This is a genomic window from Pseudomonas sp. NDM, from assembly GCF_003105095.1.
Lineage (GTDB): Bacteria > Pseudomonadota > Gammaproteobacteria > Pseudomonadales > Pseudomonadaceae > Aquipseudomonas > Aquipseudomonas moraviensis_A.
In genome coordinates, this window is record NZ_QETJ01000044.1 from 18289 (window position 1) to 33922 (window position 15634).

Consider the following 15634-nt stretch of genomic DNA (forward strand, 5'->3'; position numbering starts at 1 on the left):
AGACAAACCAAAGCCAGTCAGCTCAACTGACTGGCCTTTTTTACGTCTGTCTTAGTGCAAATCCTCCGGCCGCATCGTCAGAATAATCTTTCCGACATTCTGCGAAGACTCCATCCGCCGATGGGCATCGGCTGCGCGGGACAGCGGGAAGGTGCTGTCCACCACCGGTTCCAGGCTCGCAGCACCGGCGAAGCGCTTCAGCCAGTGGTCGCGAAAGCGCTGGATCATCGCGTGCTTCTCCGGCTGAGTGCGTGACTTCATCACCGTGCCGATGATTTGCAGGTGCCGGTAGAGGATGTGCTCCAGCTCCATGTCGACCTTGCCGCCGCCAAGAATGCCGACCTGCACCAGGCGGCCGCCGTGGGCCAGCGAGGCGATGTTGCGGGCGAAGTAGGGCGCGCCGACGAAGTCGATGATCACATCGACGCCGCGCCCTTGGGTTTTGTCGGCGATGACTGCGGCGAAATCCTCGCTCTTGTAGTCGATGGCCACGTCGGCGCCCAGGTGTTCGACGCGCGACAACTTGCTGCCTTCGGTGGTCGCGTACACCGTGGCGCCTGTGGCGTAGGCCAGTTGCACGGCAGCGGAACCGACGCCACCGGCGGCGGCATGAATCAGCACTGAGTCGCCTGACTTGAGTCGGGCCAGGTGCAGCATCGCTTCGTGGGCGGTGACGAACACTTCGGGAATCGCCGCTGCGTGCACATAGTCGAGCTGCGCCGGAATCGGCATGGCCATGCGGTAGTCGATGCGCGCCAGTTCGGCGTAGGCGCCGCCGCCGACCACGCCCATCACCCGGTCGCCGACGGCGAATCCGCTGACCTCGCTGCCTGTCTCGAGCACTTCTCCGGAAATCTCCAGGCCGATGATCAGCGAGTCACCAAAGTTCGCATGGCCGTAGCCGCCGGTTCGGTGCGTCAGGTCAGCACGGTTCACGCCGGCCGCGTAGACGCGCACCAGTAGATCGGTCGGGCGCACTTCAGGGTTGGGCGCTTCGCCGAGTTGCAGCACTTCTGCCGAACCGAATGCTTTCAGATTGATGGCTTTCATCTCAGCGTTGCTCCGTGTCGGCAAGGGTCGCATTGGCGATGGCCGAGGCAGTGATGGCGCCCGGGAATCCGACGTAAAAGGCCAGGTGAGTGATCGCCGCCGACAACTCTTCATGGCTCACGCCATTGCTGACAGCGCGGCGCAGGTGCGCGGGCAATTCTTCACAGTGGCCGCCGGCAATCAGCGCGGCGACAGTGATCAGGCTGCGCTCGCGGGGTGCCAATGCGGGGTCACTCCAGATCTGCGGGTACAGCGTTGAGTCAACGAATTGCGCCAGTTTCGGGGTGAAGGCGCGGGCGGCTTCGCGTGGGCTGCTGAAATCGATAGTCGACATGGAAATCCCCTTAAACCTGGCTGATGAATTTGTTGGTGAGGTAGTGCTCGATGCCTTCGATGCCGCCTTCGGAACCGTGGCCGCTTTCCTTCATGCCGCCGAACGGCAGCTCGGTGGCGACGATGCGGTACTGGTTGATGCCGATCATTCCGGCTTCCAGGCCATCGGCCACGTCGATCGCGGTGCGCGCATTGGAGGTGAACGCGTAGGCCGAGAGGCCATAGGGCAGGCGGTTGGCTTCTTGCAGCCCGTCGCTCAGTTCATCGAAAGGCATCAGTATCGCGATGGGGCCAAAGGGTTCTTCGTGCATGACTCGCGCATTCATCGGCACATCGGCCAATACGGTGGGCTGAAAGAAGAAACCCGCGCCCGGCAACGCTTCGCCACCGGCCAGCACTCGCGCGCCTTTCTCGACGGCGTCGGCGATCAGTTGCTCCATCTTCGCCAGTTGCCGTGGGTTGGCCAGCGGCCCGACCTGGGTTTGCGGATCCATGCCATCGCCGATTTTCAACGCCTGGGTGGCCGCAACGAAGTGCTCGACAAACTCGGCATAGGCCTCGCGCTGGATCAGGAAGCGAGTCGAGGAAATACACACCTGACCGGTGCCGCGAAAGCGATTGGCGACCCCTTCCACAGCAGCCTTTTCGATGTCGGCGTCAGCAAACACCAGCACCGGGCCGTGGCCGCCCAGTTCCAGTGTGATCGGCTTGACGCCTTCGGCGGCACGGGCCGAGAGCAGGCGACCGATTGGCACCGAACCGGTGAAGGTCACTTTGCGAATGATCGGTGAGGCAATCAAATGGCTGGACACTTGATCCGGCACGCCGAACACCACTTGCAGCACGCCTTTGGGCAGGCCGGCATCGTCCAGAGCCCGGGCCAGGGCCAGCGCGGTGGAAGGGCTTTCCTCGCCGGGTTTGAGCACCACACTGCAACCGGCGGCCAGCGCTGCCGAGAGCTTGCGCGCCGGGGTGATGGCCGGGAAGTTCCACGGTGTGAATGCCGCGACCGGGCCAATCGCCTGGCGTTTGACCAGTTGCAGTACCCCAGGTCGATTGGCCGGCACGACACGGCCGTCGATGCGTCGTGCGCTTTCGGCGAACCACTCGAAATACTCCGCCGCACGGGTCACTTCATCGAGGCTTTCGCGCAGTGGCTTGCCTTCTTCCAGCGTCATTTGCGCAGCGATTTGCGGGGCGCGTTCGAGGATCAGGTCGGCGGCGCGCTTGAGGATTTTTGCGCGCTGGTCCGGCACGGTCTGGCGCCATTGGTCGAAGCTCAGTCGGGCCACTTCGAGGGCGTGATCCAGGTCTTCGGCGGTGGCCAGTGGCACCTGGCCGATTTCCTCGCCGGTCGCCGGGTTGACCACCGCAGCGGTCGCGCGGTCTTGGGCGGTGAGCCATTGACCATCGATGAAGAGATAGAGCGGATCGTAAGGAGTGTTCATGGATGTCGCCTTCATGGTTGAGGATTCATTCGGCGCCTTGTACGCAGTGGTTCAGGCGTCCCGTGGAATCCAGTCTATGGAAGGCGCGCCGTTTGATTTAGCCGGCCGCGAGGGAATCACTGTTGTCCCAGAGGGTAATATCGAGCGCAGGAGCGAGCGTGTAGCATCCGACGTTATCCGCAGTGCTTGCAGGTCTACAGGACGATCAGGATGGACAAACTTTCAAACATGTCGGTGTACATCAAGGTAGTCGAGATGGGCAGTTTCACTGCCGTGGCCAACCATCTCGACTCCACCGTTGGTAACGTATCGCGTGCGGTTTCGGCGTTGGAAAACGTGCTCGACACCCGCCTTTTGCAGCGCTCCACACGGCGTCTCTCGGTGACCGACGCGGGCCGGCGGTTTTATGAGCGCTGCGTGAAGATTCTCGCTGACCTGGAAAGCGCCGAAGCCGAGGCGAGCAATGCCGCCTTGCAACCACGAGGGACGTTACGGGTGCACTGCGTGCCCGGACTGGCCCGGCAACTGGTGACCGGCGCGGTGCTGGAATATCGCCAGGCCTTCCCTGAAGTGACCGTCGACCTGATGCTCTCCCAGCGCATGCCCAATCTGCTCGAGGATCAGTTGGATGTGTCGATCCTGATCGCGCGCACGCTACCGGATTCGGCGTATGTCAGCCAAAAGATCGGCGTCAGTCACTGCGTACTGGTGGCCTCCCCGCAATACCTGGCGCGGCATGGAGCACCCGAAACGCCGGAGCAGCTTTGCGATCATCAATGCCTGCTGCTCGGTACCGTGGATTACGTACGCGATGAATGGCAGCTCAAAAGCAAGGCAGGCGACGCGACGTTCATCCCGACCGGGCCGAGTTTCAGCGTGAATGATATGGATGCAATGGCCGTGGCCATTCGCGAAGGGGCGGGGATTGGTCTGTTGGCAGGCTTCACGGCGATCGACGATTTGCGTGCCGGCAGGCTGGTGCGGGTACTGCCTGATTACCACACCTATGAGCGCAATGTTTATGCCGTCTACACGTCTCGCCAGTTTGTCGATGCGAAGATCACGCGATTCATCGATACGTTGAAAACCCGGGTTGGCGCGCAGCTGGCGAGCACTGCTGAGGAACTTGTCGATTGAAGCGGTAAAAGCATTTGCGTCTCAGCGAAGCCACTCTGAGACGCAATGGGGTGCGAGGTATTGGCTTGATCAGCCGTTGCTGCAGCCGCTGCCCATGACCTCGTATTGCAGGATGTGCTGCTTGCCTTGGGAATCCTGATAGGTCATGTGCACCGGCACTACGGCGCAGACATCCGGCACGGGATCTTCCGAGATGATTTTGGCGACGTCGAGGTGAGTGGCGTAGGTGTATTGCTCGACGGGAGGCGTGGTAGTCGATTCCTGAGCCATGACCACCGAGCTGAAGCCAAAAAGTGCGAGAACGAGCATTGAGATTTTCATGGGGATATTCCTTTGCTGAAGTTGAGTGTGCTGCTGGAACAAACTCTATGCGGCGGCTGGCGGAGGAAACAGGCGCGGATCGGGTAAAGACTGTTTACGGTTTGAGCCACAATCGGCATGGGGTGAACGATCGCGCAGGGCTCAGCGCAAACAAAAAAAGGCGCCGTTGAGGGCGCCTTTTGTTTGTCTCGGTTTTTTACGGCTCGCCAGGCAATTGGCAGCTACGAAAGCGCCGGGCTGATCTCGGCGGATTTCACTGAGTAGCTTGCCACTCGCGCCGAAATCCACTCCCGACTGTAAGCCAGCACATTCTCGGCAGTGGCCGTGGGAAAGTGAATAAACCCATGCGGACACTCCGGCAGCACATGCATTTCCACCGGCGCCGCGTGTCGCCAGCGCTCGGTGATGAGCCGCGTGTCATCCAGCAGCGGATCGAGCTCACCGGCAAACAGCAATGCTGGCGGCAGTCCGCTGAAATCGCCATACAGCGGCGACAGCGGTGGCTGGCGTCGTTGTTCGTCGCTGATATCCGGCGTAAGCAGGCGTAACGCTTCGACCATCCCGGGGCCGTCGAGCACCAGAGTATCGGCGGGTGCGGTGCGCACGCTGGGCGTGCCGGTCAGGTCGTAGACGCCGTAATACAGCAGCGCGCCGCAGATCCGTTGCAGCAGTTGCGGCGAAGATTCAAGGGCGAGCAGGGTGGCCGCCGCCAGATGCCCACCGGCCGATTCGCCGACGACTACTACGGGCAATCCGGCAAATTCAGCATTGTTCAAGATGCCGCGAGTGGCGCGCAGACAGTCTTCCAGCAAACCCTCGATTGGCGTCGACACCGCCAGCCGATAATCCACCGACACCACCGCCACGTCGCAGGTGTTGACGATAGCGAGGTTGAACGGGTCGTTCATCTGCGCATTGCCGATCACCCAGCCGCCGCCGTGGAAATCCACGACAACACCTTTGGCTTTGCCCTTGGGGCGGATGATGCGTACCGGCACCGTGTCGATGATCATCCGCTCGGCGGTCAGCCCATGTTGGCGCAGCTTGCCAGCGCCGCCGATCTGACCCGCCCGCAGCAACGCCTGAATCAGCCTTGGGGTGACTCGATTGCGCACCTTGAAGCGCGGCAGCCAGGCGAGCTTTGTGTTGAACGCGCGAATTTGCGCCAGTTCGCGCTCGCCTTGCGGCCAGGGAAAATCGCTCACAGGCGATTTTTCATCAGGATCGAGCAGTTCAGCGCCAGTGCAACGCACAGCCACGCCAGGTACGGGAACAGAATCAGCCCCGTGACCACGTCCAGTTGCAGCGCGAGCACGACCATCACCGCGACGACCACCCACAGCACCGCCAGAATTACCAGCGCCGCCAGCACCTGATGCGCGCCGAAGAACACCGGCGTCCACAGCGTATTCAGAGCGATTTGCGCGGCCCACAAGGCCAGCACCGTTTGGCTGCCGGGGATCAGGCTCAGGCGATAACCGGCCCAGGCCAGCAGCAGGTAAATGATTGTCCAGGCCACGGGAAAGGCCCAGTTGGGCGGGGTGAAAGAGGGTTTGGTCAGCGATTCATACCACGGGCCGGGTTTGAACATCACGCCCGTGGTTGCCGCCGCCGCGCAGGCCAAGAGGAAGATGAAAAAGGTCATTGCCAGTCCTTAGCTGTGATCAGCTGTTATGGAGAGTTAAGAAGAGGACGCTTCGCTGCGCAAAAAGTTTGTTTGCAAACACAAAATGGCAGGCAAGTTGAACTAAAAACTGACCGTCGCGTCAGGATAAACAGTGCCTTTTCCCACCGACGCGGACGACAACATGTACACCTATCACATCGAATACCGTTTCAACGGCGAGCCTCGTACTTATCTGCTCGAACTCAAGGACGCGCAACTGGCCGAGCACGACGCGGCGATGCATCTGCTGGAACTGCATCTGGGCGATGCCGAAAACAGCCTGGTCATGCCCACGGCGGATTCGACGCCAGAGCAGATTCTTGAGCAGGCCGAGCGGGTAGGGATTACGGATATCCGGGTGGTCAGCCGGACTAATTGACCTTCAACTGCGGCGCAGGCGGCGGCAGGACCTGACCCGGATTCACGCCATGCGCCGCAGTGCAAGCGCCATCCCCGCGCCCACGAGACCCATGCAAGCGATCAGCACCGGGAAAGACATCCACCATGGAACGCCGGACGTCATCATGCTGAACTCCGACATGCCGCCGATGCCGGCAATCAGGTTCAACGGAAGGAACACGACGTTGATCAGCGTCAGCTTGCGCAGCGCCCGGTTCATGCTGTTGTTGGCGAGATTGCCATGGGACTCGATCAGGTTGGCGAACACCTTGGCGTGAATTCTGGCCTGCTGGAAGCTTTGTTCGTTTTCCACGATCAGGTCGTTCAGCGATTCCAGTTGACCGTCACTGAAGCCTTGGCGTTGGCCGTGGTTGCGCAGCAGCGTCAGCACTGCGCCGTTACTTTGAATCGCATTCACGTAGTACACGAGGCTTTCGCTCAGGTTGTACATCTGCGCCAGTTGCTGATTGTCCATCGCACGGGTGAATTGATGCTGAATCTCCCGGGCGATCTGTTTGACCACGCGCAGATGCCCGAGGTAGTGATGAACGCTTTCAGCGAGCAACGCCATCAGCACATCCAGTGGCCCGGTCATTTGCGCATCTTGCTCAAGGCTGGAGAGCAGCGAGTTGCTCGCACAAATAACCACCAGGCGCTTTTCGCTCAGCACCACTCCGAATGACGAGACGTTGAATGCTCGCCCGTCGAAGCTTTCCGGGCGCTTCCAGATCAGGAACAGGTGATCCGGTTTGATTTCGATCCGGGCCACCTCGTCCGGATCCAGTGACGACTCCAGCACTTGAGCGCCAATGCCCAGACTTGTTTGCAACGTCGATTGCTCGACGGCGTTCGGGGCGACGGCCAGCCAGACAGTCGCCTCGTCTTCGGTGCCCTGGCGCAGTGCGCCGCAATCAATGCAATAGCGTTCAATCATCGCTCACCACGCCTGGCCACGGTGTTTGAGCTCGAGCCTTTGCGTGAACGCTTGCAGCACGCGCCGATACAACTCGTCGCCTAGCACGGCGTCTTCGATGCCGGCGTCGAGGTTGGGGTTATCGTTCACCTCGATGACCAGAACCCGATCGCCCGCCTGCTTGAGGTCGACGCCGTAGAGGCCATCGCCGATCAGCCCTGCCGTCTGTACCGCGAGTTGCACGACGTCGGGCGGGGCTTGCTCGACGGGCACCGCCTCGCACATGCCGTTGATCTCGCCGGGCAGGGCCTTGTGGTTGTAAATCTGCCAATGCCCCTTGGACATGAAGTACCTGCAGGCATACAGCGCCTCGCCATTGAGCACCCCGACGCGCCAATCGTATTCGGTGTAGCAGTACTCCTGGGCGAGCAGCAGAACCGAGTGCTCGAATAACTCCTGTGCAGCCGTGGCCAGCGCTTGCGCATCGGTGACCTTGATAACCCCCCGTGAAAAACAGCCATCGGGGATTTTCAGTACCAAGGGAAAACCCAGACGACGCCCGACGTTTTCAAGTTCCTGCGGACGATCCTTGTAGAGAATTTCCGTTACGGGCATGCCCAGACCTCGGCGCTTCAACAGGTCGGCCAGATAAACCTTGTTGGTGCAGCGCAGGATGGACGACGGATCGTCAATCACCACGAGGCCTTCGCTTTCCGCCTTCTTGGCAAACCGATAGGTGTGATCATCCACTCGCGTGGTTTCGCGGATGAACAGCGCATCGAATTCGGCGAGCCGCGCATAGTCCTTTTTCTCGATCAGCTCGACATCGATGCCCAGCTGTTCGCCCGCTGCGATGAAACGCTGCAATGCCTCGGGGTTCGAGGGCGGTAGGGCTTCGTCAGGATCATGCAGGATGGCCAGGTCGTATCGGGCCACACGTTTGGAGGCTGGCTGACGCCACGTCCTGCGATTGAAAGCATCCAGTGCATCAGCGAAAACGTGCTGCTGTTCGTCGCGAAGCCTGTGCAGCGCCCCGGCTTTGATGCCCGCAATCTGCCAGGTCTCACCACGGCGAAACTCCACCAGCAGGATAGGGCAGGGGAACGCCTCGAACAGCTGACGGCCGATCTCTTGCAGCGGCTCGATCGAGGCCTTGCCGAAGTACAGCGACAGCGTGAAAGCCTCGGTTTCGCCGTATGGATGGTTGGCCAGCGCTCGCTCCAGGGTGCGTTCCAGATCGTTCAGCCCGACCCCGTAAAGCGCTTTGCGCGCCAGCTCGCTGACGGTACGAACCGAGGGGAACACCTTGTGCCCGCGCGCCTCGGCCAGCAGTGAGCAGTAATAGCCCTGGCCGAGATATTTGTAGTTGCGGCAGAGGTTGATGACTTGGGTGCGATGAGGAAAATCGTCGCTGTGTTCAAGGTAATCCTGAGCGAGCATCAGGCTCTCGCTGGGCAAGTAATCAGCCCAGTCATCCTTGCGTTCGACCAGTATGAGCAATCGACTTCCCGAGGGCTTGATACTGGGAGGTTCCTCGCTGAGGGAGATTGTCGAATGCTCGGTTTTGTCTAATACTTCGTTCACGTTGGCTTGCACCGCTGACATGAGTAATGAATCCCTGTTGAAGAAGACGCCGCTTCAATAAATCACGGGCCACTGGGCCTGTCCCGGTTCGTTACTCAAACTTTACGGTGCGGTCATGTCTTTTGATTTTCGCTTTGCGTCGATGGACGATATCGACGATCTGGTCGAGCTGGAGCGGGCGTGTTTTGCCCTCGACCGGTTGAATCAGCGCAACTTCAGCTGGATGCTCAGTCGAGCCAATGCGGCGCTGATTGTCGCTACATCGGACGCCAGACTTGCCGGTTATGCCTTGGTGCTTTTTCACCGCGGCACTTCGCTGGGGCGCTTGTATTCCATTGCCGTCAGCCCTGTGTGGCGCGGACATGCGCTTGGCCAGCGTTTGCTGGAGGAAGCCCAGGCCTGCGCATTGGCGCGCAATTGCGCATGGCTGCGGCTGGAGGTGCGCGCGGACAACAGCGCTGCCATCCGCCTCTACGAAGCCAACGGCTATCAGCGCTTTGCCAGCGTCGAGGACTATTACGAAGACCACTGCGAGGCGTTGCGCTACGAGAAGCGCATCCTGTGCGAAGCGCCCGCACCCGCCCGCCAAGTGCCGTACTACCAGCAGACCACCGAATTCACCTGCGGCGCGGCGTGCCTGCTGATGGCGATGTCCGCCATCGATCCGACCCGTGCCATGACCCGAGCGGAGGAAATCCAGCTATGGCGCGAGGCAACCACCATTTTCATGACCGCCGGCCACGGTGGCTGCAGCCCTCAGGGCCTCGCATTGGCCGCCTGGCGGCGCGGTTTCGATGTGCGCCTGGAGGTCAGCCACCAGGGCTCGCTTTTTCTTCACGGCGTACGCAGCACAGAGAAAAAGTCGATCATGCAGCTGGTCGAGGATGGTTTTGCCCAAGACCTGGCGACCACGCAAGTGCAGCAGGTGCTGGCGTCAAGTCTGGATGTCGGTGCGGCGTTGGCGGCCGGCTACAAACCGGTGGTGCTGATCAGCAGCTACCGATTCACCCGCTTGAAAGCGCCGCATTGGGTGATCATCACCGCGTGTGACCAGGACTTCGTCTATTTGCATGATCCGGATGTCGATCACAGCAAGTTGAAACGCGGCCTGGACTGCCAGCACTTGCCGGTCAGTCACCAGGAATTTCTGCGCATGACGGTGTTTGGCGTACAGCGGGTTCGCGCAGCGGTGATGCTGCGCTCCCGTTGAGGCGTGGGTGGCTAGGCGCCGAGCCCTTCATCGCCGATACAGTAGCGATCCCTGCCTTTTTGCTTCGCTGCATAAAGCAGCTTGTCAGCCGACTCGATAAGAGTGGCGGGGGTCACTTCATGTTCGGCCGGTTTGCCAACCGCAATACCTGCACTGGCAGTGACGTGACCCTGCGGATGGGCTCTGTGCTCCAGCCGCAAGGAGCGAATAGCCTCAAGTATTTCCTGGGCCACAAGCGCGGCCCCGCGAATATCCGTGTTGGGCAGCAACACGGAGAATTCCTCTCCGCCATACCGCACGGCCAGATCACCGGGCCGTTTTACCGCTTGCGCAATCGCTTGGCCGACAGCGCTGAGGCAATCGTCACCCGCCGCATGGCCGTAGGTGTCGTTGTAGAGCTTGAAGTGATCAACGTCGAGCATGATCAATGAAATCGACGAGCCCTGACGTCTGGCCAGGCGAATCTCGTCGGCCAGCGCGGTGTCCAGGCGGCGGCGGTTGGCCAGCCCGGTCAGGCTGTCGGTCAACGCCATGTCCTTCATGGCCTGGTGTGCCTTGCGCAGATCCTTTTCCATCACCATGCGTTGGCGCAATTGCTTCAAGACAATCAGCCCGAAGACCGTGAACGCCGTGATTACCGACATCAACACGAATCCGGTTTTGATCAGGTCCCAGCGCCACGGCGCAATGATCGATTCGCGGGAAAGTCCGGTTTCAACCACCAACGGGTACGTGGTCAAGGCGCGGTAACCGTACAAACGCTGGGTGCCGTCGACGATGGCTCGGACCTCGGCGATACCTTGATTGGAATAGGGCAGGTAGTTCTTGAATACCTCACTGTCGGCCAGGCTCTGACCGATCACCGAAGCGATGAAGGGGCGGCGTACGAGGATCGTGCCGTTGCGTAGCGCCAGGACCAGCGCACCTTTGTCGTCGATCTTGAAATCCCCGTAATAGTCGACGAAGTAACTGACCTTGATCGTCCCCAGCAGCACGCCGGCAAAGGAGCCGTCCGGGTTATTCAAGCGACGCGAAATCGGGATGATCAGGTCGTCGGTGGATTTGCTTTTGACGACATCGCCGATGCGCACGTTTCGATCGGTGTGGGTGCGGTGGTACTGGAAGTAATCGCGGTCGGCGTTGTTCGCCGGGTCCGGGATGATTTCCTTGTCGGTGACGATCCAGTGCCCGTCCGGCCCGTAAATGAACAGGCCGTGCAGCTGCGGCATCAGCTTGGCCTGCTGGACCAGCAACTTGTGGATGCGCGGCACGTCAATGTTCTGCAAACCATCGCCTTCGACGCGCTCGCCCAGCGCGGCGGTCAATACGTCGACTTGGCGAATGGCGTCCTCGGCATGCTGTGCTGTCGCCCGAGCGAGGTTGGTGACCGAATCCCGGGCGGACGAAAACGCGGAGTGGTAGTCACGCCACGTCCGCCATCCTTCCACTCCCAGAAACGCCAGAATCACCGTCAGCATGAAGATCACGGTCAGGCGGAAAGCGGCTATCTCGCTGGCAGCTTTGATGGGAGCGGTTTCTGCGGCGTCATGCCCTTTGCTGTCGGGCAGTTTACGACCGAGCATGTGAAGGTCCTTATGCTTGTCATCTCTCATCTCCTGAAAGATGACCATCCGTTTCCACTGGGGATTCAATTTATTGCCTTGGGCAAGCGGCGGCCATTGGATCGTTCAAAGCGGTGCCGGGTCAACATCTGTAACTGAAGCGCGCTTTAAGGTGAGACTTGTGAGTGAAATCATCACGGCCGGTGACTTGAACATCGATCTGCATAACGCCAGCGAACCTGGCCTGTTCAAATGGCTGCTCGCCAGTTTTCTGATGGGCAAAAGGATTCAGGGCGCCATCGCCGCCAAGGCGTACCAAGTCATAGTAGAGCAGCATCAGAAAGACACGCCGCAAAAACTCGCGCAGTGTACGCATCGGCAACTGGTGTCGATGCTGGGGCAGGCGCGTTACGTGCGCTACGACGAGAGCACGGCGGCGCGCTTACTCGCGTTGGCCAACAAGCTCAACAGCGAGTATGCCGGCAAGGTCAGTAACATCGTGGCAGCGAGTGCGGATCGTAAGGCGCTGGAGAAGCGCCTGTCCGAGTTCGAGGGGATAGGGCCGAAGACTGTCGAAATCTTCATGAGGGAAGCGGCTGCGGTGCTGTTTTGAGCTTGCGGTTTGCCGATGCACAAGGCAGCTACCAACCGCTCACATCGCAACAAACCTTCCCGCCAGTTCGCTCATCATGATCAGCGTTCCGCCGGCAAATATTGCACAACCCAGCAGAAACTGGACTCCAGGAGCGAAGGTCAGGCCAGAGGTGAAGCTCGGATTTTTATGCGTTCTCATGTCGCGCTCCTGTCACCGATGAAAACGTTCGGCCATGTCCACTGAGCGGCTTCGCTGCGCGGATGCGCGTTTGGCAACCATGGGCATCATGGCTGGGGTGTCATCGAGTGGTGGCTGCTCGTCCGATGGCTGGACGGTAGTCTCGTCGGCGAAATTATTCGGGAGCAGGGTGCCCAGACCGAATACATTCACCGCCATGCTGACTTTCAGCCCGCGACAGGCCTGTCGGCAGTCCAGTTCGAAACCAGCGGAGGCCTGCTCCATCAAGCGTTGAAAATGTTCAGAGGTCAGTGCCAGGACTTTGCTGCTTTTCATGTTGTTCTCCTTGAGCAAGTGGCGACCCCGGGACGGGGCCGCCGGGACTGGGTTCAGACATCTCTGCCTTGCACATAACCGGAACCCAGATCAGCACCGGTCACCGGTTCGCTGAGTGGGTCAGAGGCTGTGCGGGTCTTCATCGCTTCCAGCACTTGTTCGTCTTCAGCAGGAAGGTTGACGGTCGCCAGACCATCGCCGCCGTCGACCGCCGGCTCTGGGTTTTCCACGTACTCCCACGCACCGCCCTCGTTCCACGGGCCACGAACGTTGGGTTCGCCAGACATGTTGAAGTACTTGTTGGTGAACTCCGGCATGCCCGGCAGTTTGCCCTGGGGGAAGTTTGGCTGGATCGAATGCAGGGCTTTTTCGAACGACTGTTGATGGGCAATTTCCCGCGTCATCAAAAAGCCAAGCGCCTCTTTCACGCCAGGGTCATCGGTGATGTTGATCAAGCGTTCGTAGAGAATTTTCGCCCGCGCTTCAGCTGCGATATTGGAACGGAAATCGGCGGTCGGCTCGGTGATCGAATCCACATACGCCGCTGTCCACGGCACACCGGCCGAATTGACCAGAGGCGCGCCTGCGCCATAGAGCAGGCTGGTGATGTGCGAGTCATTGCCGGCGCCATTCAGCGCGCGATACAGCTCGCCTTCTTCCTGAACGCCCTCGGCGAGTTGCCCCTTCGCACCTTTGTTGAGCATCACGATGATCGAACCGACCACCTCCAGATGACTCAATTCCTCGGTGGCAATGTCCAGCAGGAGATCTTTGCGCCCCGGATCTTCCTCGGCCAGGGCTTGAGTGAAGTAGCGCGCTGCCGCGGCCAATTCGCCATTGGCGCCCCCGAATTGTTCCAAAAGCAGATTGGCCAGACCGGGATTGGGCTCGGCCACTCGAACGGTGTACTGAAGTCGCTTGTTATGTATGAACATTCAAATTTTCCTCAGACCAGGCTATCGCGCAGTCACCCTTGTGGGTGTGAGCGCATGCATAGTTGTGAGGAGCGGGTGGGGCGGAAATTTCGTTTATTGCGAGGCGGCAGGACGGACGGCAGAGGGCGGAAAGTTCCGGAAACAGGACGGTTGGCTCAGGGTCAGGGTTCACCCGTGACATCTAGAATCAAAAGCCCCTCACCCCAGCCCTCTCCCGGAGGGAGAGGGAGCAGACCGGGTCGTTCTGTGGAAATAAGCAGACCCGATTTAAGCGTCAAGCGATCTTCAACGCCCTCAGCACCACCAGCGTCTGCTCGGCGAACACCTGCGCCTGTGCGGTCAGTGCGGCAATATTGGCTTCAGCAGTGAGCAGCGGCTGGCCGTTGTCGACCAGCACTTCACCTTGTTCGCTGATTACCCCCCACGCCAGTTGTGCCCACTCGGCTGGTTGCTGTTTGCCTTGTTTGATCGAAATCAGGAACAACTGCTGGAAGCGGCTGACCGTGACGCCACCACCCGTGACCGGGCTGGCCAGGGTCTGGATGTTGGCGCCGTACAGCGAGCGTTTGCATAGTTGCAGATTGAGTGCGGCGCAGCGTCCGCTGACCTGCGACTCGGCAGCTTCGCTCTGGCACGGCGCCACAGCGCCCATGCCGATCAGCACCGCGAGGGCTTGTTCGAGGTCGTCGTAAGCCAGCGCAGCCTCGGACAGCAACTGACGCATCGATTTGGCGGCATAGTCCTGCGCCGCCAGCGCATCGAGTACCGGGCCGTAAATCTCCGGTTGCAGGGTCGCTTCGCCGGCAGGACCGGTGACCGAGCCTGCCACGGTGTCCCAGGGTTGCAGCAGCACAAAACGCGTGTGGAGCATTCGCGCGCGGCGTTCGGCAGCGGACAGGCGGGTCGCGCCACGCACGTACAGATCGCGGCGGAAGTGCTGGTTGACGAAATAGTCACGCGCTTGCTCACGCATGACCGGGTGTTCGATGGTTTCCAGAAAGTCCATGCCTTCGGCGCTCAGGTTGAGCGGGTCGACCGAATCCAGCGGCACGGCGGTGGTGGCGTAGTCGAGCTTGGCCGGGGCCAGCGCGTCGACCATGTCGGCGAAGTACATGCAATTCCAGTCGCGGTTGAAGTATTCGTGGGCGACGTAATGACGATCCTGGCCTTTGATGCTCTGCAGCCGTGCGCCGAGACTCGGCGCCGCAGCAGCGTATTTCGGGTTGGCGGCGAGCAACGCTTCGGAGAATTGCAGCGCGGCGTCGATGCGCTGATCGGAGCGCGAGGAGGCATTGGCAAAGCGGTCGTGCAGGCTGAACAGGTTGCGCAGGGGCGCCGACGGCGACCAGCCCGGAAAGCAGTTGTAGCTGACGTAGAGCATGCCGCCGGGTTTCAGGTGGCGGCGGGCGAATTCGACGATGAGTTTCTGGTTGTCGCGGCTGACCCAGGTCCAGATGCCGTGCAGGCTGATGCTGTCGAACTGTGGCAGGTCATTGCGCGCCAGCAGCTGTTCGAAACTGTCGTCATACAGACGGGCGCCGTTGTTGGCGGCGGTCGCGAGGTCGATGGCATGGGCCGCCATGCCCGGGTGGAAATCGGTGCCGACAAACGAACCCGGATTGGCCGTGGCGTGGATGTTGATCGATACGCCCTGACCAAAGCCCAGTTCGCAGTGCACGCCGTCGTTGCTGTCCAGCGTGGCGAAACCGCGCAACAACAGGCAGTAACGCAGGAATACCGGATTGATCTCCCGGCTATAGCTGTAGGTGTAGCCTTCGTCGGTGAAATAACCTTCGTTCCAGGCGTTGCTCATGGGGGCGGTCTCTTGTTCTCGGAAGTGATGGCAGTCTTATAAGGGGTTGTCGCTGCGCGCGACAAGTAGAAAAACCGGATACTTTCCTGACACACCAGATCCCCTGTAGGAGTGAGCCTGCTCGCGATAGCGGTGTTTCAGTCACCATCAATTAA

17 protein-coding genes are annotated in these 15634 nt (G+C 60.3%); 4 read left to right on the plus strand and 13 right to left on the minus strand.

Features of this window, described 5'->3' with window-relative positions:
• Positions 1 to 51 precede the first annotated feature (51 nt).
• Genes DCO47_RS12040 through DCO47_RS12050 form a run of 3 tightly spaced genes read right to left on the minus strand, consistent with a single transcriptional unit; the run spans position 52 to position 2831 of the window.
• Positions 52 to 1050 carry an NAD(P)H-quinone oxidoreductase gene (locus DCO47_RS12040; RefSeq protein ID WP_116658168.1) on the minus strand — a complete coding sequence of 333 codons (999 nt, stop codon included), beginning with the start codon at positions 1048 to 1050 and terminating at the stop codon, positions 52 to 54.
• A 1-nt stretch (position 1051) separates the two neighbouring features.
• Positions 1052 to 1384, minus strand: coding sequence for a carboxymuconolactone decarboxylase family protein (locus tag DCO47_RS12045; RefSeq protein WP_064361883.1), 333 nt, complete (start codon positions 1382 to 1384; stop codon positions 1052 to 1054).
• 10 nt (positions 1385 to 1394) lie between these two features.
• Positions 1395 to 2831, minus strand: a complete 1437-nt coding sequence (locus DCO47_RS12050) for an NAD-dependent succinate-semialdehyde dehydrogenase (protein ID WP_064361882.1) — start codon at positions 2829 to 2831, stop codon at positions 1395 to 1397.
• Positions 2832 to 3041: 210 nt separating this feature from the next.
• On the opposite strand from DCO47_RS12050, the gene DCO47_RS12055 reads away from it, so the two are divergent.
• Positions 3042 to 3968 carry a LysR family transcriptional regulator gene (locus DCO47_RS12055; protein WP_116658169.1) on the plus strand — a complete coding sequence of 309 codons (927 nt, stop codon included), beginning with the start codon at positions 3042 to 3044 and terminating at the stop codon, positions 3966 to 3968.
• Between the two features lie 69 nt (positions 3969 to 4037).
• Here the strand turns inward: DCO47_RS12055 and DCO47_RS12060 are convergent, their stop codons facing one another.
• The 3 genes from DCO47_RS12060 to DCO47_RS12070 form a co-directional block, all read right to left on the minus strand.
• Positions 4038 to 4289 carry a DUF2790 domain-containing protein gene (locus tag DCO47_RS12060; protein ID WP_042610225.1) on the minus strand — a complete coding sequence of 84 codons (252 nt, stop codon included), beginning with the start codon at positions 4287 to 4289 and terminating at the stop codon, positions 4038 to 4040.
• A gap of 221 nt (positions 4290 to 4510) precedes the next feature.
• Positions 4511 to 5494, minus strand: a complete 984-nt coding sequence (locus DCO47_RS12065) for an alpha/beta hydrolase (RefSeq protein ID WP_116658170.1) — start codon at positions 5492 to 5494, stop codon at positions 4511 to 4513.
• Entirely contained in the window at positions 5491 to 5934 is a 444-nt protein-coding gene (locus DCO47_RS12070) for a TspO/MBR family protein (RefSeq protein WP_039758892.1), read from the minus strand. Before DCO47_RS12070 ends, DCO47_RS12065 begins: the two co-directional genes overlap by 4 nt.
• A 133-nt stretch (positions 5935 to 6067) precedes the next feature.
• On the opposite strand from DCO47_RS12070, the gene DCO47_RS12075 reads away from it, so the two are divergent.
• Positions 6068 to 6334, plus strand: a complete 267-nt coding sequence (locus tag DCO47_RS12075; RefSeq protein ID WP_116658171.1) for a hypothetical protein — start codon at positions 6068 to 6070, stop codon at positions 6332 to 6334.
• A 42-nt stretch (positions 6335 to 6376) separates the two neighbouring features.
• Here the strand turns inward: DCO47_RS12075 and DCO47_RS12080 are convergent, their stop codons facing one another.
• Both DCO47_RS12080 and DCO47_RS12085 read right to left on the minus strand, forming a co-directional pair.
• Positions 6377 to 7288, minus strand: coding sequence for a magnesium transporter CorA family protein (locus tag DCO47_RS12080; protein WP_042610228.1), 912 nt, complete (start codon positions 7286 to 7288; stop codon positions 6377 to 6379).
• 3 nt (positions 7289 to 7291) lie between these two features.
• Entirely contained in the window at positions 7292 to 8872 is a 1581-nt protein-coding gene (locus DCO47_RS12085) for a RimK family protein (RefSeq protein ID WP_042610229.1), read from the minus strand.
• Between the two features lie 94 nt (positions 8873 to 8966).
• Here DCO47_RS12085 and DCO47_RS12090 point away from each other — a divergent pair, with 94 nt between their 5' ends.
• Positions 8967 to 10061: a GNAT family N-acetyltransferase/peptidase C39 family protein gene (locus DCO47_RS12090; protein WP_065617114.1), complete on the plus strand. Its 1095-nt coding sequence runs from the start codon at positions 8967 to 8969 to the stop codon at positions 10059 to 10061.
• Positions 10062 to 10072: 11 nt separating this feature from the next.
• Here DCO47_RS12090 and DCO47_RS12095 read toward each other — a convergent pair whose 3' ends face one another.
• Positions 10073 to 11644, minus strand: a complete 1572-nt coding sequence (locus DCO47_RS12095) for a sensor domain-containing diguanylate cyclase (RefSeq protein WP_082367711.1) — start codon at positions 11642 to 11644, stop codon at positions 10073 to 10075.
• A 160-nt stretch (positions 11645 to 11804) separates the two neighbouring features.
• Here DCO47_RS12095 and DCO47_RS12100 point away from each other — a divergent pair, with 160 nt between their 5' ends.
• The gene (locus DCO47_RS12100) at positions 11805 to 12236 is read left to right on the plus strand and encodes a DNA methylase (protein ID WP_116658172.1); all 432 of its coding nucleotides are present in this window, start codon (positions 11805 to 11807) and stop codon (positions 12234 to 12236) included.
• A 39-nt stretch (positions 12237 to 12275) separates the two neighbouring features.
• On the opposite strand, the gene DCO47_RS27040 is transcribed toward DCO47_RS12100, so the two are convergent.
• The 4 genes from DCO47_RS27040 to DCO47_RS12115 form a co-directional block, all read right to left on the minus strand.
• Positions 12276 to 12416 (minus strand): hypothetical protein, encoded by a 141-nt coding sequence (locus tag DCO47_RS27040; protein WP_161806062.1) that lies wholly within the window; start codon positions 12414 to 12416, stop codon positions 12276 to 12278.
• Positions 12417 to 12428: 12 nt separating this feature from the next.
• Positions 12429 to 12731: a hypothetical protein gene (locus DCO47_RS12105; protein ID WP_064361875.1), complete on the minus strand. Its 303-nt coding sequence runs from the start codon at positions 12729 to 12731 to the stop codon at positions 12429 to 12431.
• Positions 12732 to 12784: 53 nt separating this feature from the next.
• The gene (locus DCO47_RS12110; protein ID WP_042610233.1) at positions 12785 to 13666 is read right to left on the minus strand and encodes a manganese catalase family protein; all 882 of its coding nucleotides are present in this window, start codon (positions 13664 to 13666) and stop codon (positions 12785 to 12787) included.
• Positions 13667 to 13940: 274 nt separating this feature from the next.
• Entirely contained in the window at positions 13941 to 15479 is a 1539-nt protein-coding gene (locus tag DCO47_RS12115) for a class I SAM-dependent methyltransferase (protein ID WP_116658173.1), read from the minus strand.
• Positions 15480 to 15634 lie beyond the last annotated feature (155 nt).